The sequence below is a fragment of the Rhizobium aethiopicum genome (assembly GCF_014197535.1).
Lineage (GTDB): Bacteria > Pseudomonadota > Alphaproteobacteria > Rhizobiales > Rhizobiaceae > Rhizobium > Rhizobium aethiopicum_A.
In genome coordinates this window covers 237,321-258,057 of the sequence record NZ_JACIFV010000005.1, presented here as the reverse complement: position 1 = coordinate 258,057, position 20,737 = coordinate 237,321, and the positions used below count along the sequence as shown (strand labels likewise).

Below are 20,737 nucleotides of genomic sequence, written 5' to 3'. Positions count from 1 at the left end.
GACGCTTTACGCGCCAAAACCTCTCGCAAAGGCGCCGGTGCCGACGACGCGCCGCGCAAACATCAGCGCGATGAAGGACGGCACCCATAGCATGACGGAGAGCACGGCGCCGTATTGCACGACGATCTGATTGTTGATGAAGCTGATCATCAGCACCGGCATGGTGCGGATCTCCGGCGCACCGATCAGCCAGGCGCCTTCGGTTTCGTAAAAGGTGCCGACGAAGGTCAGAAGCAGCGCGGCGGATATGGTCGGCGCGGCCTGCGGCAGGGTGATCGACCAGAAGACGCGCAGCGGTGTTGCCCCCGCGTCACGGGCCGCCTCTTCCATGCGCCGGTCGACATTCTGGAAGGCGGCGACCGGAATCCAGATCATCAGCATCAGCGTGCCGACGAGCTGGATCAACACGACGCCCCAGAAGGTGCTGATCAGGCCGAGCTGCAGGAAGATGCCGGCGATGGCGACGAGCAGGCCGAATTTCGGAAAGGCATGTGACGCCAGGAACGAGAGGAAGAGAATGTTTCTGCCGGGAAAACGCATGCGCGCAAAAGCATAAGCCGCGGGAAGGCAGATAATGGCAGAAAGAAGCGTGACCGTCGTCGTCAATCGCAGGCTGAGGAGGAGAGCATTCCAGACATCGGGCCGCGCCAGCGTCTGGCCCCAAAAGCGCAGGCCGAATTGCTGCGGAACTACCGAGGGATAGCGCCAGACCTCGGTGAAGGCCCATGTTCCCACGACGAGAAGCGGCAGCGCGATGAACAGCGTCAACAGACAGGCAAAGAGCAGGCCGATCCAGTCGACGCAGAGGCTGGTGCCCGCTCTGCCGACACTCATGGCCTAGCCTCGCGGTTGCGGGCGATCGATCTGATATAAAAGATGCCGAAGACCAGACAAAAACCGAAAGTGATGACGGCCTGGGTCATGGCATCAAGCGGATCGTTCATATCGGCGAAGGTGCGCTGCATGAACGGCCCCATCATTTCAGGCGATGCCGGGCCGAGCACATAGGGAAGGGTGAAGGCGGAGAAGATGCCGAGCACGGCGAAGGAGGCGGTCACCAGCAGCGAATTGCCCATCCGCGGCAGGATGATCGAGACGAAGACCCGCAACGGCCTTGCGCCGACATCGCGGGCAGCCTCGATGGCGCTGTTCGAAACGGAGGAGAGCCCGGCCGTCAGCATCAGCACCGTAAGCGGAAGATTGTCCCAGACCAGACCGATGACCGGTCCCCATGGCGTCAGATAGGGCGTACGCAGTTTTGGTAGGCCGACAGAATTCAGCAGCAGGTCGACGGTGCCGTTCGGCCCGATGGTCCTGATCAGCGCATAGGCGAGGATGATCGACGGCACGAACATGGGGAAGATCGCCAGGCCCTGCACATAGGCCGCAAGGCGTCCCTGCGAGAAACGGAGGTAAAGTGCGATCGGAAGCCCGATCGCCAGAAGCAGGACGCCGCAGACGGCGGTGGTCCAGAGCGTCACCCCGAGATTGGCGAGGCTGTAGCCATCGGTGAAGAAGAAGCGGTAGGAGGCGAACGAAAAGCCCGTCGCCCCGTCAGGCCCTCGGACGAAGATCGTGCCGACGACCGCCGAAAGAATAGGAAAGATGATCAACCACGCAAGCAGGAACACCGGCAGGGCGACGAGGAGGAGCCCGATCGCGCTCCCCCTGATGATGGATCTGTGACGACGCCAGGCCGCCGGGGCAGGATCGGCGGACATCAGGTGCGGCTGATGTTGGGGGCGACGTTGCGATACCAGCCGTCGTTGATCGCCTTTTCCCAATCGCCGCCCGGGAAGGTCGGGATCGTCGAGGGGATGACGTCGGCATATTTCTTGCGCAGATCGTCGGAAACGTGATCCCAAGAAACGGCCGGGAAACCGCCGATCTGGGTGATGATCGCTTCCTGCATTTCCTTGGTGAGCATGAAGGCGGCAAGCTTCAGGGCCGCTTCCTTGTTGGCGCCGTTCGAGAACACGGTGATGCTGGAGAAGCCGCCGCAAAGAGCGAGATCGCCGAACTGCACGAGGCCGGTCGTATCCGGCAGCACGCCCTGGGCGATCGCCTGCAGCACCTGGTCCGACCAGACCGGTACCATGGTGACAACGCCCTGGGCGAGCAGTTGGATCGACTGCGTATTGCCTGATGTATAGGCGCCCTTGTCGTAGAGCGAGGGGGCGAGATCGCTGAGGATCTTCCAGGCCGGTGTCAGGGCTTGGCTGGCAAAGTCGGCGGTGAAATTGTCGACCTTGAATTTGCTCGGATCGCGGCCATTGACCTCATGGATGGCGCGGCGGACGAAATTGCCGCCCGAGCCGCCCTTGTCGGGCCTGTTGTAGATGAACTGGCCCGGATTGGCCTTGATCCATGTGGTGAGCTGGTCCCAGCTCTTTGGCGCATCCTTCGGATCCAGCTTGGTCTTGTCATAGGCGAGCAGGACCTGCGAACCGCGGTAGGGAAGGGAATAGGCGGTATCGAGGGCGAGCGGATTGATGCGGTCATAGCCTTCGATGTTTTCGGCGGAGAGTTTGGCCCAGAGGCCGGCATCGATGCCGCCGGACGGCAGACGCGGATCGAACTGCTCGAACAGGTCGGCCTGCGGATCGGTCTTGGTCTTCAGGGCTGCGAGTGCGCGATCGGCGATGGCGCGCAGGCCGTTATTGTCGCCGGCGTCGGTGACCTTCAGGGCGACGCCGGGATGGGCCTTTTCAAAGGCAGGGCGGATGATGTTGTTCCAGAGGTCGACGATGTTGGCATCCGAACCGCTGTAGAGGTCGATCGTGCCGGCCGCGGCCGCTGCGAAACGCGGAAGAGCCAGAAGACCGGCCGCAGCCGACGATGCGATCACAAATTCACGCCTGTTCATAACCCGTCTCCATCAAGTGTCGAGGCTCAGCCTCCGCAGGATTGTCCACGACTTTGCTAGCGCCGGCGCGTAACATCGGCATGACAGGACGGCCCCGTTCGAAGGAAATTGCACAGCTGTGCTGATTTCCGTCGTATGGAAATCGGCGGTGGGAGACACTATCTCTCGGGAAACAAGGAGACATCCAATGACCGAAGAACGTGCAGTGCTCGCCGGCGGCTGCTTCTGGGGCATGCAGGACCTCATCCGCCGCTATAAGGGCGTGATTTCGACCCGCGTCGGCTATACCGGCGGCGATGTGCCGAATGCCACTTACCGCAACCACGGGACCCATGCCGAGGCGATCGAGATCATCTTCGACCCCGCCCGGATCAGCTACCGCGAAATCCTCGAATTCTTCTTCCAGATTCATGACCCGAGCACGCGCAACCGCCAGGGCAACGACGTCGGCACGAGCTATCGCTCGGCGATCTTCTACACCAGCCCGGAGCAGGAACGCGTCGCCCGCGATACGATCGCCGATGTCGACGCATCCGGCCTGTGGCCCGGCAAGGTCGTCACCGAAGTCGTGCCGGTAAGCGATTTCTGGGAGGCCGAGCCCGAGCACCAGGATTATCTGGAGCGGATTCCGAACGGCTATACCTGCCACTTCGTCCGGCCCGGCTGGAAACTGCCGGCCCGCCAGAAGATCGCCTGACGCAATTCGTGCATGCATGCCGGAAACAATGCCGGGGTGCATGGCACGTCCGGCTCTCAGCAGGCGGGTCAGAACCCGGTGTGATCGGCGATGACACGCACCATTTCGTCGACGTCCTGATCGTGAATTTCATGCCCCCCGCCAGCAATCCGTTGCAGTTGGGCGGTCGGCGCGACACGGATGAAGGCTTCTCCGTGTTCGATCGGGAAAAGCGGGTCCGACGTACCGTGGATTACGAGAACCGGCACGTCGATGCGGGACGCATGCAGCGTGGCCGCCTTGTCCTCGCTCAACAGCATGAAATGGTTGGTCGCACTGGCGAAGGACGCGGTCCGGCCCATGTCGCGTGCGATGAGGGCACTCGCCGCCTCGGCATCGTGCGGATGCCTGGTGCCGGCCAGCATGGCTGAATCGCGACGCAGGAAATCGGAAATGGCCCCTAGATCCGACCAGTCGAGGCTTTCGGCAGCGGCGGAATGCTCCTGGTAGGCTTTGGTCGAAGAAGGCAGGCCGTCGACTCCAAGCGGCGACGAGCTGATCACGGTGAGTGTTCGCACGCGCCGGGGGTGACGCAATGCGGCCTCTTGTGCCAGGAAACCGCCCATCGACATGCCCACAAGATGCGCGGCTTCAATTCCATATCCGTCGAGAATGGCGATGGCATCGTCGGCCAGATCGCTGAACGAATAGTCCGGCTCGCCCGGTGGATAACAGGTGGAAAGGCCGGTGTCGCGCTGGTCGTAACGGATGACGTAGCGCCCTTGGGCGGCGAGTTCCTCACAGAACCTTTCCGGCCACCACAGCATCGAAGACATCACTCCCATGATCAACAACACGGGCGGGTGGGCCGGATCGCCGAAGGCCTGGGTGTGCAGCTGCGCATCTTCGAATGCGATGATCTTTTCGGCGACGAGAGTTGCTCCGGTCATTTCCATATCTCACCTTGTCCGATTGCAGTATGCAACTAGTCCCCATCTTGCATGACTGATCCTAATGTGCAATCTGTTTGAGAGGCTTGGCATGCGAAGACCCCTCTACGCATCAGACTGACGATCAATCCTCGAACAAATTAAAGTGAGGGTTATGGCATTGGATCGTGCCGACTTTTACGACGCGGAACTGGCGAGACACAATCGGCACCTCCGAGTTGCTGCCGGCGTTGGCCCGAATGACCTAGTGCTCGATATCGGCTGCGGCGCGGGACAGACAACGCGCGAGGCCGCCCGCGCCGCATCACAGGGAGAAGTGGTCGGGGTGGATACATCAGCTGAGATGCTCGAAGTCGCAAGGCGACGGAGTGCTGACGAGGGGTTGCGAAATGTGGTGTTTGAGCAGGCAGACGCGCAAGTCTACGCATTTCCGGCTGGCGGCTTCGATCTCTGCATCAGCCGGTTCGGCGTGATGTTTTTTGCCGATCCGGCAGCCGCCTTTGCCAATATCGGCCGGGCGATGCGGTCGGGCGCGCGCCTTGTGTGGATGGTATGGCAAAGCCGGGAGCGTAACCCGTGGTCTGGCGCCATACGGCAGGCCCTGACGCCCGGAACTGCGGTTTCGGCAGGTGGTCCCGATCCGTTTTCGCTTGGCGATCCTACCATTGCGAAGGACCTTTTGAGCGCAGCAGGTTTTACGTCGATCGACTTTGCCGACGTGCGAGAGCCGGTCTACTATGGACCGAACGTCGATGCGGCGTCGGAGGCGCTCGCCGGCCTCTATCTGGTGAAGGACGCGCTCGCCCACACCGATGAAGCGCCCGGCAAAGCGCTGCAGCGGCTGCGCGATTTGCTGGAGGCGCATATAACGCCGGAGGGTATCTTTTTCGACTCCCGCGCCTGGATCATCACAGCTCGCCGAGCAGGCGTCGACGCGTCTCAATAGCGCGGTGCGTAATCCAGGCCACCGTCGATGCGGGCCGGACGCCCGTCCAGGAAAAGCTCGCCGATGCGCGGGGCCGAGCGGGCGACGACCTTGCCGCGGCGGATCACCGCCAGCCGGTTCGGCTTCAGCCGCAGCGCTTCCAGCGGATCGCTCGCCTGAAGGATGACCAGGTCGGCGTTGCATCCCTTCTCCAAGCCGTAGCCTGCAAGCCCCATCGTCTTCGCCGAATTGACGGTCAGGGCGTCGAAGATCTTCTTCTTGTCGTCGATGCCTGCCATCTGCGCGACATGGATCGCCATATGGCCGACCTCCAGCATGTCGCCCGATCCCATCGAATACCACGGGTCCATGACGCAATCGTGCCCGAAGGAGACGTTGAGCCCGGCATCCATCAATTCCCTTACGCGGGTCATGCCGCGGCGTTTCGGATAGGCGTCGTGCCGGCCCTGCAGCATGATGTTGATCAGCGGATTGGGAATGACGTTGATCTTAGCCTCCGCCATCAGCGGAATGAGTTTCGAGACATAATAATTGTCCATCGAATGCATCGAGGTCAGATGCGAGCCGGCGACACGTCCCTGCAGGCCGAAGCGGATGGTCTCAGCCGCCAGCGTCTCGATATGGCGCGAGAGCGGATCGTCGGTTTCGTCGCAATGCATGTCGACCGGCAGGCCGCGATCGGCAGCGATGCGGCAGAGCGCCTCGACCGAGGCCGTCCCTTCGCCCATCGTCCGCTCGAAGTGCGGAATGCCGCCGACGATATCGACGCCCATGTCGAGCGCTCGGTTGAGCGCATCGATGGCGCCTGGCGAACGGTAATAGCCGTCCTGCGGAAAGGCGACCAGTTGCAGGTCGATATAGGGCGCGACCCTCTCACGGACCTCGATCATCGCCTCGACGGTCACCAGCCTGGGATCACTGGTATCGACATGGCTGCGGATGAAGAGCAGGCCTTGCGTCACCGCCAGATCGCAATAGCGCAACGCGCGGTCGACCAGTTCTTCCCTTGTCACGATGGGGCGCAACTCGCCCCAAAGCGCGATGCCTTCGAGCAGAGTGCCGGAGACGTTCATGCGCGGCAAGCCGAGCGACAAAGTGGCGTCCATATGAAAATGCGGATCGACAAAAGGCGGGCTGACCAGCCTGCCGATTGCATCGATTTCTTCGCCCGCCTGCGCCAGGAGATTGCGCTCGACGGCGATGATCCTATCGCCCTCGATGCCGATATCGATGCCGGTGCGGCCATCAGGGAGATTTGCGTTTCTGACGATCAGATCGAACATCGGGGCCTCGTTGGATGTGGACGGTCTCAGCGCTCGCCGCGGCGATAGGGCTGCATCAGCGCCTGCGGAACACGGGCACGGCGGGCCATGACGGCAAGCGCGGCGATGGAGAGAATATAGGGCGTCATCAGGAAGAGCTGATAGGGCACCAGCCCGCTCAGCACAGTTTGCAGCCGAAGTTGGAAGGCATCGAAGAAGGCGAAGAGCAGGGCGCCGAACAGGGCGCGGCCCGGCCGCCAGGAGGCGAAGACGACCAGCGCGATGCAGATCCATCCGCGCCCCTGCACCATGGTCGGAAAGAAGCTGTTGAACGCCGACAAGGTCAGGAAGGCGCCGCCCATTCCCATCAGCGCGCTGCCGGCGATGACCGCGCCGTAACGCACCTTCATCGGATTGACGCCCTGGGCTTCCGCCGCATGCGGGTTCTCGCCGGTCATGCGGATTGCAAGCCCCACCGGCGTGCGGAAGATAATGTAGGCCATCAGGAGGGCGATGCCTATCGCAAGATAGGTCGGTGCCGTCTGCGTGAAGAAGGCGGGACCGATGAAAGGCAGCGTCGATAGGCCGGGAATGGCGATCGGCTGGAACGGCACAATGGTGGGCGGCGTATTGGCAAGCGGCACGATCAGCCGGAAGACATAATAGCTGAAACTCGAAGCAAAGAGCGTGACGCCAAGGCCGGCGACATGCTGCGAGAGGCCGAGTGTCACCGTCAGCCCCGCATGCAGCAAGCCGAACAGGCCGCCGGCCACGGCCGCAATCAGTAGACCGGTCCAGAGATCGGCGCCGTGATAGACCGACAGCCAGCCGATCATCGCCCCGAAGGTCATGATGCCTTCGATGCCGAGATTGAGCACGCCGGCCCGTTCGCACAGCAGGGCGCCGAGCGTGCCGAAGATCAGCGGCGTGGCGATTCGCAGAATTGCCGCCCAGAGGCCGGCGGAGGCGACAATGTCGAACAGCTGCGTCATCGCCGGATCCTGTATTGGGTGAAGAACAACGCGATCAGCATCGTCAGCAGCGACAGTGCTACCGTGACATCGGCGATATAGGTCGGAATGCCGAGACCGCGGCTCATGCCGTCGGCGCCCACGAACATGGTGGCCGTGAAAATAGCAGCGAAGACGACGCCGAGCGGATTTAGGTTGGCAAGCATGGCGACGACGATGCCGGCATAGCCGAAACCGGGCGACAGGTCGGTCGTCACATACCCTTTGACTCCCATAACCTCGACCGCTCCTGCAAGCCCCGCCAGCCCGCCCGAGAGACAGGCGACCTTCACCAACGTTCTGCCGAGCGGAACGCCTGCGAAGACCGCGCCGGCGGGATTGAGGCCGGCGGCGCGGGACTGCATGCCGAACACCGTTCGCGATTGAACCAGATGAACGATGACCGCCAGTGCGATCGCGATCGCAAAGCCGATATGCAGGCGCGATCGGGCGATCAGCTTCGGCAGCATGGCGTGATCGCTGACGGATTGCGATTGCGGCCAGCCGAAGGCGAGCGGATCCTTGAGAACACCGTCGATCAGCATCGAGACGAAAAGCACGGCGATGAAGTTCAGGAGCAGGCTGGTGACGACCTCGTCGACAGAGAAGCGCAGCCTGAGCCAGAGCGGAACCAGGATAAGCACCATGCCGGCGATGGCGCCGATCAGCAGCAGGAGCGGGATGAGGATGGGCGCGGGAAGGTCGCCCAGCAGTTTCGAACTTGCCGCAGCAACGGCAATGGCGCCGAGATAGAACTGGCCCTCGGCGCCGATATTCCAGAGCCGCGCCCGGAAGGCAACGGCGGCAGCAAGCCCTGTCAGCATCAGCGGCGTCGCCCGCGTCAGCGTTTCGGTCGCCGACAGTCGCGAGCCGAAGGCGCCAGTCAGGATACGCCAATAGGCATCGAGAACAGGCGCGCCGGCAATCGCGATCAGTATGCCGGCCAGCGCCAGCGCCGCAATGACCGCGACGACAGGCGTGAATATCAGCAGAGAAAGCGGGCGGTGCTCGCGGCGCTCAAATCGCATGGTCGGCCTCTGGGTTTTCCTGCCATTCCCCGGCCATCATCAGCCCCAGCCTGCGGGCATCGGCGCCATCGGCCTCGACCGGCGGCGAGAGGCGGCCGCCGACGATCGCCTGGATACGGTCGGCAAGCGCGATCACCTCGTCGAGATCCTCCGAGATCAGCAGCACGGCGGTCCCCTGCCGGCGCGCTTCGAGCAGGCGCGCGTGCACGGCGGCAACCGCACCTTCATCGAGACCGCGGGCAGGCTGTGCGGCAATCAGGATACGCGGCCGCCGGTACAGGCTGCGCCCGAGGATCAGCTTCTGCATATTGCCGCCGGAAAGCAGCCGGGTGCGGATGGCCGGGCCGCCGCCGCGAACGTCGAACCCGTCGATGATCTCTCTGGCGAAAGCCATGCCGGCCTTGCGATCGACGAAACCACGGCGCGAGAAGGCGGGCGAAGCAATGCGCTCCAGCACTGCATTTTCCCAGATCGCCATTTCCCCGATCACGCCTTCATGGTTGCGGTCTTCGGGAATGCGGCCGATGCCGGCGTCGACGACATCAGCGACGCCGAGATTGCCGACGGCTTCCCCGAACAGCTTGAGGTCGCCACCGCTGCGCGCCAGCGTGCCGGACAGAAGATGCGCCAGCGCCGCTTGGCCATTGCCCGAAACGCCGATGATGCCGAGGATCTCTCCCTGATGCAGCCGGAAGCTGATCGATTTCAGCCGGTCGACGCCGCCGGTGCGCACCGTCACACCCTCCGCTTCGAGGGCGATGGCGCCGGGTGCCGACGGCTCGCGCACGGGCCGGGTGACGCGGCGCCCGACCATCAGTTCGGCCAGCTCCGCCTTGCTGGTTTCCGATGCCCTGCGTTCGGCGACCATCTTGCCGCCGCGTAAGACCACGATGCGGTCGGCCGCGGCCATCACCTCGTCGAGCTTGTGCGAGATGAAGATCAGCGATAGGCCTTGGCGGGCCATTTCCTTCAGTGTCGTGAACAACCGCTCGGCTTCGATGTTGGTCAGCACCGCCGTCGGCTCGTCGAGGATCAGGATACGGGCGTCGTTGTAGAGCGCCTTGAGGATCTCGACCCGCTGCTGCTCGCCGACCGACAGATCGCCAAGGCGGGCGTCAGGATCGACCGTGAGGCCGAAGCGCTCGGAAATGGCCAGGAGCTTCTTGCGCGCCGCTGACGTTGCCGAACGCCAGGACCATAGTTTTTCGGTGCCGGTCATGACATTTTCAAGCACCGTCAGATTGGGCGCCAGCGAGAAATGCTGGTGCACCATGCCGACTCCGGCGCGGATCGCCGCACGCGGTTTTCCCTGCGGCACCTCCGCGCCCTCGATCAGAATTCGGCCGGCATCCGGCATGTAGTGGCCGAAAAGGATGCTCATCAGTGTGGTCTTGCCGGCGCCGTTCTCGCCGAGCAGGGCCACGATCTCGCCTTTGGCAAGGGTCATGGAAATATCGTCATTCGCGAGATTGGCGCCGAAGCGTTTGCTGACGCCGATGATTTCCAGAACAGGCCCGGTCATGACGGCAATCCCGCGACCGGAAACCGGTGCTGCCATCGCCCTTCGGCTTCCAGGCGTGCGGCAAGCGATAGAAGCCTCTGCTCGTGGCCCATCGGAGCCATGAGCTGCACCGGCAGCGGCATGGCCTGTTGATCCTGTCCGAAAGGAAGCGTCAAAGCGGGAAAACCCGAAATATTGGCGAGGCAGGCAAGCGGCGCGAATGCCGCCATTCGTTCGAGATGCAGATCTGTGTCGGCATGATCGGACGGAAAGGAGCCGATCGCAAGGGGCGCTGAGGCAAGCATCGGCATCAGGATGCAATCGATCCCGTCGAACAATGACCAGAGACGATGGCTGACCAGGACGGCAGCGTTCAGCGTGTTCCAGAGCATGGACGCCGAAAGCGCCCGGCCGCGGGCCGCGAAAGCCTGCGTTAGAGGCTCGGCCCTGCTTTCCTCAAGAGCCGCTGCCTCGATGAGTGCGGAAAGGTTGACGGAAACGATATCGGCAAAGGCGCGGCCGCTGGCGGCGACGCTCCATTCGAAATCGGCCCACGCCAAAGGAACGATGAGGTGTCCGTCGCTCTCCAGCATGCGCGCCGCGTCTTCGACGGCGGCAAGCCGGCTACCCTCGGTCGGATAGGTCGGTCCGGTATCGGTCAGCAGGCCGATCCGCAGACGGCCGTTGTCGATATCGGTGGGGGCGGGATCCGGAAAGGGTCCGCGCGATTTGCCGCTCAACCGGTCGAAAATCAGCGCCGTATCCCGCACCGAGCGGCAGACCGCCAGTTCGCTGGCAATACCGGCGAGGTGGTTGCCGAAGGATGGACCGCCGGGAATGGCGCCGCGGGTCGGCTTCAGTCCGACGAGGCCGCAACAGGCGGCAGGCACACGGATCGAGCCGCCGGCGTCGGTGGCATGGGCGATCGCGACGATCCCGGCAGCAACCGCTGCCGCCGCGCCGCCGGACGAGCCGCCAGCGGTGCGCGCCGGATCGAGCGGATTGCGGCAGACCGGTCCAATTGCCGGTTCGCTGGCGAGCGATAGACCGAATTCGGGGCTCGTCGTCAGGCCGAACGGGCAGAAGCCCGCGTTGCGGAAGCGGACAGCCAGATCGGAATCGGCTTCGCTGCCCTTCCTTTCCAACAGGCGTGAACCCGCCGTTACCGGCAGCCCTCGAAAAGGACCGCCAAGATCTTTCGCCAAGGTCGGCACGCCGGCAAAGGGCCGGGCAGAGAAATGATCCGGCGCGCTCCGCCGCTCCCGGTCGCTGGCGTGTGCGTCGGCGAGGCCCATGGCGGCATCGAGATAGGCGATCGCGCCGAGCGACTCACGCCGTGCAGCTCTCTTGAGAGAGGCCTGCATCGCTTCCGCAGCGCTCAGGCTGCCGCGCCTGATCGCTGCCGCCAGCTCCGTTGCGTCGCCCTGCATGGACCGAACTACTTCGGCTCGTCCATCATCTTCGGAACTTCGAAGGTGCCGGCCTTGATCTCGGCGCGCTTAGCTTCCATCGCGGCCTCCGCTTCGGCCGGCGCGACACCCTTGACGAAGACGATGTCGCTGCCGCCTTCCTTCATCAGGCCGTAGGATGTGTAGTTCCGGCCGACCGGCTTGCCGGCGGCGACGTCGGCGATCGCGGCGTTCAGGATCGGACGGAAGTACCACATGGCATTGGCAAACACCGTATCTGGATAACGCCGGGTGTAATCGATCAGCGAGCCGACCGACTTGATGCCGCGTTCCTTGGCGGCGTCGGCTGTGCCGATGCGCTCGCCGAATAGGATGTCGGCGCCGGCGTCGATCTGCGCAAGACCGGCTTCGCGGGCCTTCGGCGGGTCGAAGAAGGTGCCGATGAACGAGACGAGGTGCTTTGCGTCCGGGTTGACCGCCTTGACGCCCGCGGCAAAGGCGTTGATCAGCATGTTGACCTCGGGGATCGGAATGGCGCCGACCGAACCGACGATGTTCGACTTCGTCATCTTGCCCGCCAGCATGCCGGCCAGATAGGCGCCGTCGTGATTCCAGGTGCCGAAGACACCGAAATTGTCGCCGGCCTGGTCGCCGCTCGAACCCAGCACGAAAGCCGTATCGGGATAATCGGCCGCCACCTGGCGGGCTTCCTTCTCCACGGCATAGGCCTCGCCGATAATGAGCTTGTTGCCCTGCTCGGCGTATTCGCGCATGGCGCGGGGATAATCGGTGCCGGAGACGCCTTCGGAGAAGACATATTCGATGACGCCGTCCTTGGCCGCGTCCTGAAGGGCCTTGTGCAGGCATGAGTTCCAGGCATTTTCAACCGGCGACGCATGAATGCCGGCAACTTTCAGCGGCGCGGCAGCCCTTGCGAGCGGGGAGAAGCTGCTGACGCCAAGCGCAATGCCCGATGCGATGACTGCCCGGCGTGAAATCAACATGTCTTTGGTCATTGATTGCTCCCCTTTTTTTACCAGCTGGTTCAAAAATCATAGTAGCGCCCAAAAATGTGTCAAGCAGCGAACAGGCTTAAAAATCAGGCTAAATCGGCCGCAGCAGCCTGGCTGAATGAACGAGACGTCCTAGGTCTGCATGCCCGGTGCCGCCGTGCTTCTCGAGCCGGGTCTGCAGGGCTTGGCGCGACAACTCCGGCAGGCTATGCATAGAACTACTGGGTTGGGGAAAATGAAATGGGTGAAGAAGAAGACGCCTCGCGGCGGCCGATCGCGAGCCGGTCGTCGTCCTGGGCGATTGCGCTCGTCCGTCGCCTTCTCGTGCTGTTCGTCCGGATCATGGTCGGCGCCCGAAGCGAGTGGCGGGGCTGTAGGCCCGACCCCCGCCGCCGCATCTATTTCGCCAATCACAACAGCCATGTCGATACCGTCGCCGTCATTGCCGCCCTGCCATGGCCGGTCCGGCGGCTGACCCATCCGGTGGCGGCGCGCGACTATTGGGGAACGAGCGCCTTGCGCCGTTTCATTGCCGAGAAAGGCCTGCGCGCCGTCCTGATAGACCGCAAGCCTCTGCCCGACAGCAACCCGCTGGAGCCGGTCGAGCGCCTGCTCGAGGAGGGGCGCTCGGTCTTGATCTTCCCGGAAGGGACGAGAAGCGCCAGCGAAGAGATCGCCCCGTTCCGCAGCGGCATCTATCGCCTTGCCTGCCGTTTCCCCGATGTCGATCTCGTGCCGATCCATCTCGACAACCTTCAGCGCATCCTGCCGAAGGGAAGCTGGCTCATCGTGCCGATCACCTGCACGGCCCGCTTCGGCAAGCCGCTGCGCGTCGAACCGGGCGAAGGAAAGGACACGTTCCTGGCCCGCGCCCGTGCCGCAGTCATCGAGTTAGCGGACGGAAAGCACATCGCATGACCAGCTTTTTCTCCATCGTGCTTGCCGCAATCCTCGGCCTGCTGGCCGTCGCCTCCGCTATTGGTTTCATCCTTCAGCGGCGCGCGACCGAGCCCGGATCCGTCGCCACCGTGCATAACCTCAATGCCCGCATCCGCTCATGGTGGATCATGGTCGCGATATTCGGCGGTGCGATCCTGCTCGGCGACACCGCTGTGGTCGTCCTGTTCGCATTCCTGTCCTTCATGGCACTGCGCGAATTCTGGACGCTGACGCCATCGCGGCGCGGCGATCACCTGGCGCTGTTCCTGTCCTTCTTCGTCGTCCTGCCGGTGCAATATGTGCTGCTCGGGACGCTATGGTACGGCCTCTTTTCGATCTTCATCCCCGTCTATGCATTCCTAATCCTGCCGGCAGTGGCGACCCTGACGGGCGACGTGAACGAATTCCTGGCGCGCACCGCCAGGGTGCAATGGGGATTGATGCTGACGGTCTATTCGATCAGCCATGCCCCCGCGCTCCTGATGCTGGAGACCGGCACGCCGCCCGCCCTGCTGCTCGTCTATCTCGTCATCGTGGTGCAGCTCAGCGACGTCTTCCAGTATGTCTGGGGAAAGCTCCTGGGGAAACACCGCTTCTCGCCGAACATCAGCCCATCGAAGACGCTTGAAGGCCTCTTCGGTGGCGGCGCATCGGCCATACTGGTGGGAACGCTGCTCTATCGCCTGACGCCGTTCTCGCCTCTGCAGGCCGCAGCCGTCAGCACCGTCATCGTCGTCGCCGGCTTCTTCGGCGGCTTCGTGCTCTCGGCCATCAAGCGCGATCTCAACGCCAAGGACTGGGGTTATGTGATCGAGGGCCATGGCGGGGTGCTCGATCGTCTCGACTCCATCACCTTTGCCGCGCCGCTGTTCTTCCACATCATCCGCTACTGGTTCACGACATAGACACGAGCTGCGGCCTCGTCAAAACTGTTCGAGATGCTCAAGACATTCTAACAACCGCCGCTGGACATCGCGTTCCTGCCTGGAGATGGCGGTCATCAGCTGACTCATTGTTCCCCTGATTCCATGAAGCTGATCGACCAGATCCATGACGACATCGACGCCGGCTTCGTTGACGCCCATATTGCCCATGAGATCCAGAATTAACCGGGCGCGGGCGACATCGGCATCGCGAAACTGTCGCTTTTCGCCTGAGGTCTCCGGGATCAGCCAACCCTGTTCGACCCAGAAATCGAGCTGGACCACATCGATTTTCAAGTAAAGACGGAACTCATGATCATCCATGATCAGGCCTCCATGTTCTTCCTCGGATCGTATGGATGCGCCGCCGCCCACTCCTTCACCAGGGACGGCAGCCGTTCGTCAGGTTGGTCGGGCAACACGATCTTCAAGGTGACGTAGATGTCACCATGCCCGCCGCCGCGTTTCGGAACGCCCTTGCCCTTCAGGCGCAGGACTTTCCCGGTGTTCGAATGAGGCGGCAGCGTCAGATTGACTGGGCCGGAAGGCGTGGGGACGCGAAGCTTGCCGCCGAGCACCGCTTCGCTGAGCGAAATCGGCAGCTCGAGGCGGATGTCGTCGCCGTCGCGCGTGAAGAAACGGTGCGGGCGCACATGAATTTCGATGAGCGCATCGCCCGCCGGCCCGCCGCCGATGCCCGGTTCACCCTTGCCGCGCAACCGCAAAGTCTGGCCGTCGCGCGTTCCCGGCGGGATCCCGACCTCGAGCGCGGGGCCATCGGGGAGCTTGACCTCGGTTCTGGTGCCGTTGATGGCCTCGAGAAAATCGACCTCCATGGAGAAGCGCCGGTCCTGGCCCTGGCTGCGCGCCCGGCCGCCGCCGGTACGGCGCGAAAAGAAGCTCGCAAAAATGTCATCGGCATCGCCGAAGTCGGCAAAGCCGGCGCTGTTGCGATAGGGATTATCGGCGCCGCCGGCCGAGGCATAGTCGCGATAATAGTTGCGCTGCGCCCGCTCGGCGCCTGTCATATCGATCTCGCCGCGGTCAAAGCGTCCGCGCTTTTCTTCGTCGCTCAGAATCTCGTAGGCGGTCGAAATTTCCTTGAAACGTTCCTCGGCCTTCCTGTCGCCTGGGTTCAGGTCGGGGTGCAATTTTTTGGCAAGTTTACGGAACGCGCTTTGAATATCCTTTTGCGACGCATCCCGTTTCACGCCCAGAAGCTCATAGGGATCCTGGCTCATGCATGTCTCCGCTTAGACAGCCAATTCTGCCGTTGATTTGGCTGTGATATAGGTTGTCAAGGCGCCGGCGGGGAGGGGAGGCCCTGAGACTCAGAAAACGGCTTCGTCTTCCTGCGGCTGATCGGGACGCCGATCGATGAGGACCGAGCATCCCGCGCGACGCACGACCTTTTCGACGATCGAAGAAAAGACGTAGTCGGTGATATCGGTGACATGCGATGACAGCAGGATGAGATCGGCCGATTTTTCAGCGGCGGCCGATACGAGCATGGAGGCCGCAACGCCAATGCGAACCTCGATCGTTGCCGGAACACCCAGTTCCCTGCAGAGCGATACGAGCTTCTTTTCAGCCTCGGCCATCGCCGTCGTTTCGAACTCCTCCGGAAGATCCATGGGGTGGCGGTGCGGAATGTTCTCGATGACATGCAAGACGACAATGTTGCCGCCGTGGTCCAACAGCGCCGCCGCCCGACGCAGGAGGCGGATTGCCGTTTCCCGGGAACCCATGCCTATGCCGCAGATGATCGTTCGATACATTGAAACCGATATCCCGAATGCGAATAGCCGCACCGATCATACCGGCACCGGCGACCTCCGTTTTGACCGATATCAAACACAAATGCCGCAGCATCGCAACGCAACGGCGGTCGGATTCGGAATGGGCTCGCGGCTGATCGTTCAGTTGGCGGCATGGCCGTCGGCAATAGTTTTACCGCGATGTCGTCAATCATCGAGATTCACATGCCGGCGCCCCACAACGGAGGCGCCGGCGGCTGGCATGCGGCCGGTCCAACCGCGCTTATATCCTGGCGAAGTCCTCGACCTGCGCGCGGATGGCGGCCTCGGTCGGCAGCCGCTCCATCGAACTTGCGCCGTAGAAACCGTTGCATCCCTTGCAACGGGCCAGCACGTAGGCCGCATCCGCGGGCATGGCGATCGGGCCGCCATGGCAGAGCACGATGACGTCGTCGCGCACCGATCTTGCGGCGTCCGACCATGCGTTGATCTTCTCCACGCATCCGTCGAGCGTCAGCGCCGTTTCGGCGCCGATCGCGCCTCCAGTGGTCAGGCCGAGATGGCAGACGACGATATCGGCGCCGGCCTTGGTCATGGCGGCGGCGTCATCGCTGCTGAAGACATAGGGTGTCGTCAGCATATCCTTAGCGTGCGCACGGGCGACGATGTCGATTTCCAGCTCAAAGCCCATGCCGGTCTCTTCGAGATTGGCGCGGAACGTTCCGTCGATCAGCCCGACCGTCGGAAAATTCTGGATGCCGGCAAAGCCCATAGCCTTCAATTCGTCGAGGAAGTGATCGGGCAGCATGAAGGGATCGGTGCCATTGACGCCGGCAAGCACCGGCGTGTGGCGCACGACCGGCAGCACCTCGCGGCCCATTTCTTTGACGATTTCGTTGGCATTGCCGTAGGCCAACAAGCCGGCCAGCGAGCCACGCCCGGCCATGCGATAACGGCCGGAATTATAGATGACGATCAGGTCGATGCCGCCGGCCTCCTCGCTCTTGGCCGAAAGGCCCGTGCCGGCGCCGCCGCCGATGATCGGCCGACCCTCGGCGATCTTGCGGCGAAGCTTGTTCAGAATGTCGTTTCTGTCGATACGGGACAAAACTCTCTCCTCAGGCAGGGATGTCGTGGAAGCTGGCGACGAGTGTCGCGGCAAATTCCGGACTGTTGATATGGGTATCTATCTCGACGAGGCGTCTGTTTGGCGCGTCGCGCCAGCCGGTCCGGATGGCGGAAAACAGCGCGGCGTCGGCTTCCGGATCGTGGAACGGCTGACCGACGGCGTCGATTGCCGAAACGCCCTGAAGCGGCAGCAGGAAGCGGACCGGGCCCTGCATGAGGTTGAGCCGGTCGACGATGAAAGCGCCGATCCTGCCGTTTTCCTCCGGCGTGGTGCGCATTAGGGTCACCTGCGCATTATGGACGTGAAGCCTGCGGTCGCGGAAAGCCGCCGGCACCGTTTCCCGCGCGCCGAAATTCACCATGTCGACGGCGCCGACCGAGCCGACATAGGGCAGGCCGGTGCGGATGATTGCGCCGAAGCGATCCTCGGTCGCGGGAAAGACGCCGCCGACAAGGAGATCGGGAACCTCGGTCGTCGTCACGTCGATCACGCCCTGCAGCAGACCTGATTCGGCGAGCTTCTCCATCGATTGGCCACCGACGCCGGTCGCATGGAAGACGTAGACTTCATGGGTCTTGCCGAGCATCTCGCGGACCTGGGTCACGCAAGGCGTGGTGACGCCGAACATGGTCATGCCGATGCCCGGCCGATCATCCGTGGAGGCGGGAACGGGGTTGCGGGCCATGCCGGCCGCGGCATTGGCCGCATTCCCGATCACTCTGCGTGAAATCGCATTCAGACCGGCGATGTCGACGACCGAATACATCATGGTCAGATCATTCGGGCCGACATAGGGCGCCACATTGCCTGAGGCCACCGTCGAGACCATCAGTTTCGGCAGGCCGATCGGAAGCGCCCGCATCGCCTCGGTCACCAGCGCAGTATTGCCGGTACCGCCGAGGCCGAGCACAGCGCCGATATCGTTGCGTGATTTCAGGAAACCCGTCAGCGCCTTGGCCATGGCCGAAACCGCCGTTCCCCGGTCAGTCTGCCCGAGCACGGCCGCAGCACCATCCGGATGAAATGCCGCGACGTCGCGCGCTGGAATATCGGCGCCCGCACCCTCACCAAGCGTGCCGACATCAATCAGAACGGCCTCGGTTCCGGCTGAAAGAACCACCTCCCTGGCGTAGTTCAGTTCAGCGCCCTTGGTGTCTGAGGTGCCGACGATATAGACCTTTCTCATTGGTTTTCCTCCCCTTTTTGGTCCAGCTCCCGCTGATTTTCCAACAAAATTCCCCGTTCTGTATTTTCCATATTGTATATTCTTACGTATATTGCATACTTAAATCGCGAATGCCAGACGGAAGTGGAGACCATGAACGCACCGCGCCACCTGACCCTTCGAGAGCGGATCTACGAGGAAATCGTTCGGCTGATCGTTTCCGGCGAACTGCCGAGCGGCGTCTCGATCGACGAAAAGGAATTGACGGAACGCCTGCAGGTCAGCCGCACGCCATTCCGCGAAGCGATCGGCACGCTTGCCAAGGAAGGGCTGATCGAGATCAAGCCTTATCGCGGCTTCTTCGTACGCAGCTTCACGCCCAAGGAGATCGACGACCTCTACGAGCTGCGCAAGACGCTCGAGTGTTTCGCCGTCGAGCTCGCCGTTCCGCAGATGAGCGACCGGCATATCGCCGGTTTCGAACGTATTCTGGATGAGGCAGTGGCGGCGCTGCGCCGCGGCGACATGGCGACCTACGGCATCCGCGACAAGGAATTCCACGAGACGATTGCCGAGCTTTCGGGAAGCGCCCCGTTGGTCGAAACGTTGGCACGGCTCGCGCTGCAAATCCAGATCTGCCGCTCGATCGCCAATGAGAGCCGCGATCTCGCCGAGCGGGCAGCCGAGGAGCGCGATCAGATCCTGCAGGCTTTCCGGTCGCGCGACATAAGCCGCGCCAAGGCGCTGATGCACGCGCATATCAGCGACGTCCAGCAGGCCGTCATGGCACGCTTTCAGAAGGAAAAACGGCGATTTGACGGATGAATGAAGGAGAGGGAGGTCTCCTCTCAACAAGCGAAAAACGTGGCCGAGGAGCGGCCCGGAGGAGGGAACAATGCTGAAATTTCTTGCCCGCGGAACGGCACTGGCAGCGATGATCGCCGCAAGTTCGCCGGCCCATTCCGAGACCCTGAAGATGTGGGGTCCGGAACAGATCACCGAACCACTGGTCGCCCAGTTGTGGAACGGCATCAAGGTCGATTTCGAAAAGGCCAATCCCGGTGTAACCGTCGAATTCATGCCGCCGACCGGCACGATCAGCAACGGCGCGGTGCAGGCGGCGATCCAGTCGGATGCCGGCCCCGATGTAATCCTCACCAATTCGGGCATCGGCCGCATCAGCGTCGTCAAGAACGCCAAGCAGGTCATGCCGCTCACCGAACAATATGAAAAGCGCGGCTGGAAGGACGAAATCTATCCGTGGCTGTACACCGAACTGAAGGGCCAGTTCGGCGGCGAAATCTACGAAGTTCCCGATGGGCTCGACGCTCTCGGCATCTGGTACCACAAGGATCTTTTCGAGCAGGCGGGCTGGAAGATCCCGGCGACCTGGGCCGAGTTCGAAACGCTAATGAAGTCGATCGAGCAAAGCGGCCTGCAGCCGATCGCCATCGGTCCGCGCACGCCGGGCAGCGCCGGCCATCTCTTCGGCAATCTGCTGCAATCGGCGAGCGGCAAGGACGTGATCGGCAAGGCGCTGCGCCGCGAGATCGCCTTCGATGATCCTTCGGTCGCCGCCGGCGCCGTCCGGCTGCAGAAGCTGGTCGAGGCGGGCTACATCAAAAAGGAAATGGCGGGTCTCGACCTCGACGGCGCCTCGCGCCTCTGGTTCAACAAGCGCGCCGCCATGTTCGTTGCCGGCCCCTGGTTCACCGCCAATGCCCGTAAGGCCGGCTATGACCTCGCCAACGCCGGTTATGCGCCCATGCCTTCCGACATCAAGGGGGCGGCGATACCGACCGGCGGCGTCGGCTGGAGCTGGCTGGTGCCGGTTAATTCAAAGCAGCCGGAACTGGCGATGAAGTGGATCGACTTCATGCTGTCGGATGCGGTGATGAAGAAGCGCGCGCAGGATCCGGCAAGCACGATGATCTATCCGCGCGAGATCCCCGGCGTCGAACCGCCGACCCCTGTCTTGAAAGAGATCTTCGCGGCTGCCGCCGGCGGCGTCGGCTACAATCCGAGCGTCTACCTGCCCGGCCCTGTGCTCGACACCTACTTCCAGGTCATCCAGGGTCTCATCTCCGGCCAGATCGGAGGCGAGGACGGCATGAAGCAGATCCAAGCGAAGATGACAGAGGCGAAATAGTGGTCATTCCAGAA

Annotated in this window: 21 protein-coding genes; 6 read left to right on the top strand and 15 right to left on the bottom strand. The window is 62.8% G+C overall.

From position 1 onward, the window contains the following. Positions 1-6: 6 nt before the first annotated feature. Genes GGD53_RS10395 through GGD53_RS10385 form a run of 3 tightly spaced genes read right to left on the bottom strand, consistent with a single transcriptional unit; the run spans position 7 to position 2,866 of the window. Positions 7-834 (bottom strand): ABC transporter permease, encoded by an 828-nt coding sequence (locus GGD53_RS10395; protein WP_184455553.1) that lies wholly within the window; start codon positions 832-834, stop codon positions 7-9. Beyond that, a complete protein-coding gene (locus tag GGD53_RS10390; protein ID WP_184455551.1) occupies positions 831-1,721 on the bottom strand; it encodes an ABC transporter permease in 891 nt (296 codons plus the stop codon). Before GGD53_RS10390 ends, GGD53_RS10395 begins: the two co-directional genes overlap by 4 nt. Next, on the bottom strand, positions 1,721-2,866 hold the full coding sequence (locus GGD53_RS10385; RefSeq protein WP_184455549.1) for an extracellular solute-binding protein: 1,146 nt from the start codon (positions 2,864-2,866) through the stop codon (positions 1,721-1,723). The genes GGD53_RS10390 and GGD53_RS10385 overlap by 1 nt, the downstream gene beginning before the upstream one ends. A gap of 187 nt (positions 2,867-3,053) precedes the next feature. On the opposite strand from GGD53_RS10385, the gene msrA reads away from it, so the two are divergent. Further along, positions 3,054-3,563 (top strand): peptide-methionine (S)-S-oxide reductase MsrA, encoded by a 510-nt coding sequence (gene msrA, locus GGD53_RS10380; RefSeq protein ID WP_184455547.1) that lies wholly within the window; start codon positions 3,054-3,056, stop codon positions 3,561-3,563. A gap of 68 nt (positions 3,564-3,631) precedes the next feature. On the opposite strand, the gene GGD53_RS10375 is transcribed toward msrA, so the two are convergent. After that, on the bottom strand, positions 3,632-4,498 hold the full coding sequence (locus tag GGD53_RS10375; protein ID WP_184455545.1) for an alpha/beta fold hydrolase: 867 nt from the start codon (positions 4,496-4,498) through the stop codon (positions 3,632-3,634). Between the two features lie 148 nt (positions 4,499-4,646). Here GGD53_RS10375 and GGD53_RS10370 point away from each other — a divergent pair, with 148 nt between their 5' ends. Further along, the gene (locus tag GGD53_RS10370; protein ID WP_184455544.1) at positions 4,647-5,438 is read left to right on the top strand and encodes a class I SAM-dependent methyltransferase; all 792 of its coding nucleotides are present in this window, start codon (positions 4,647-4,649) and stop codon (positions 5,436-5,438) included. On the opposite strand, the gene GGD53_RS10365 is transcribed toward GGD53_RS10370, so the two are convergent. Genes GGD53_RS10365 through GGD53_RS10340 form a run of 6 tightly spaced genes read right to left on the bottom strand, consistent with a single transcriptional unit; the run spans position 5,432 to position 12,664 of the window. After that, positions 5,432-6,721: an amidohydrolase family protein gene (locus tag GGD53_RS10365; protein WP_184455542.1), complete on the bottom strand. Its 1,290-nt coding sequence runs from the start codon at positions 6,719-6,721 to the stop codon at positions 5,432-5,434. The genes GGD53_RS10370 and GGD53_RS10365 overlap by 7 nt on opposite strands. A 26-nt stretch (positions 6,722-6,747) precedes the next feature. Then, complete coding sequence (locus GGD53_RS10360; protein WP_184455540.1) at positions 6,748-7,692, bottom strand: ABC transporter permease; 945 nt, start codon at positions 7,690-7,692, stop codon at positions 6,748-6,750. Further along, complete coding sequence (locus GGD53_RS10355; protein WP_184455538.1) at positions 7,689-8,738, bottom strand: ABC transporter permease; 1,050 nt, start codon at positions 8,736-8,738, stop codon at positions 7,689-7,691. The genes GGD53_RS10360 and GGD53_RS10355 overlap by 4 nt, the downstream gene beginning before the upstream one ends. Beyond that, complete coding sequence (locus GGD53_RS10350) at positions 8,728-10,260, bottom strand: ABC transporter ATP-binding protein (RefSeq protein ID WP_184455706.1); 1,533 nt, start codon at positions 10,258-10,260, stop codon at positions 8,728-8,730. The genes GGD53_RS10355 and GGD53_RS10350 overlap by 11 nt, the downstream gene beginning before the upstream one ends. After that, positions 10,257-11,669: an amidase gene (locus tag GGD53_RS10345; protein WP_184455536.1), complete on the bottom strand. Its 1,413-nt coding sequence runs from the start codon at positions 11,667-11,669 to the stop codon at positions 10,257-10,259. The genes GGD53_RS10350 and GGD53_RS10345 overlap by 4 nt, the downstream gene beginning before the upstream one ends. A gap of 8 nt (positions 11,670-11,677) precedes the next feature. Further along, complete coding sequence (locus GGD53_RS10340) at positions 11,678-12,664, bottom strand: BMP family protein (RefSeq protein WP_184455534.1); 987 nt, start codon at positions 12,662-12,664, stop codon at positions 11,678-11,680. Between the two features lie 237 nt (positions 12,665-12,901). On the opposite strand from GGD53_RS10340, the gene GGD53_RS10335 reads away from it, so the two are divergent. Further along, on the top strand, positions 12,902-13,579 hold the full coding sequence (locus tag GGD53_RS10335; protein ID WP_246717739.1) for a lysophospholipid acyltransferase family protein: 678 nt from the start codon (positions 12,902-12,904) through the stop codon (positions 13,577-13,579). Continuing rightward, positions 13,576-14,505 carry a phosphatidate cytidylyltransferase gene (locus tag GGD53_RS10330; protein ID WP_184455532.1) on the top strand — a complete coding sequence of 310 codons (930 nt, stop codon included), beginning with the start codon at positions 13,576-13,578 and terminating at the stop codon, positions 14,503-14,505. The genes GGD53_RS10335 and GGD53_RS10330 overlap by 4 nt, the downstream gene beginning before the upstream one ends. A gap of 18 nt (positions 14,506-14,523) precedes the next feature. Here GGD53_RS10330 and GGD53_RS10325 read toward each other — a convergent pair whose 3' ends face one another. The 5 genes from GGD53_RS10325 to GGD53_RS10305 form a co-directional block, all read right to left on the bottom strand. Continuing rightward, positions 14,524-14,847, bottom strand: a complete 324-nt coding sequence (locus GGD53_RS10325) for a chaperone modulator CbpM (protein WP_184455529.1) — start codon at positions 14,845-14,847, stop codon at positions 14,524-14,526. Between the two features lie 2 nt (positions 14,848-14,849). Then, positions 14,850-15,764 (bottom strand): DnaJ C-terminal domain-containing protein, encoded by a 915-nt coding sequence (locus GGD53_RS10320; protein WP_085781529.1) that lies wholly within the window; start codon positions 15,762-15,764, stop codon positions 14,850-14,852. 90 nt (positions 15,765-15,854) lie between these two features. Further along, positions 15,855-16,301 (bottom strand): universal stress protein, encoded by a 447-nt coding sequence (locus GGD53_RS10315; RefSeq protein ID WP_184455527.1) that lies wholly within the window; start codon positions 16,299-16,301, stop codon positions 15,855-15,857. A gap of 262 nt (positions 16,302-16,563) precedes the next feature. Then, a complete protein-coding gene (locus tag GGD53_RS10310; protein ID WP_184455525.1) occupies positions 16,564-17,388 on the bottom strand; it encodes a phosphoenolpyruvate hydrolase family protein in 825 nt (274 codons plus the stop codon). 10 nt (positions 17,389-17,398) lie between these two features. Next, positions 17,399-18,595 (bottom strand): Tm-1-like ATP-binding domain-containing protein, encoded by a 1,197-nt coding sequence (locus tag GGD53_RS10305; RefSeq protein WP_184455523.1) that lies wholly within the window; start codon positions 18,593-18,595, stop codon positions 17,399-17,401. Positions 18,596-18,727: 132 nt separating this feature from the next. Between GGD53_RS10305 and GGD53_RS10300 the strand changes: the two genes are divergently transcribed. Then, positions 18,728-19,399 (top strand): GntR family transcriptional regulator, encoded by a 672-nt coding sequence (locus tag GGD53_RS10300; RefSeq protein WP_184455521.1) that lies wholly within the window; start codon positions 18,728-18,730, stop codon positions 19,397-19,399. A gap of 70 nt (positions 19,400-19,469) precedes the next feature. Continuing rightward, a complete protein-coding gene (locus tag GGD53_RS10295; protein ID WP_184455519.1) occupies positions 19,470-20,723 on the top strand; it encodes an ABC transporter substrate-binding protein in 1,254 nt (417 codons plus the stop codon). The last annotated feature ends 14 nt before the right edge of the window (positions 20,724-20,737 follow it).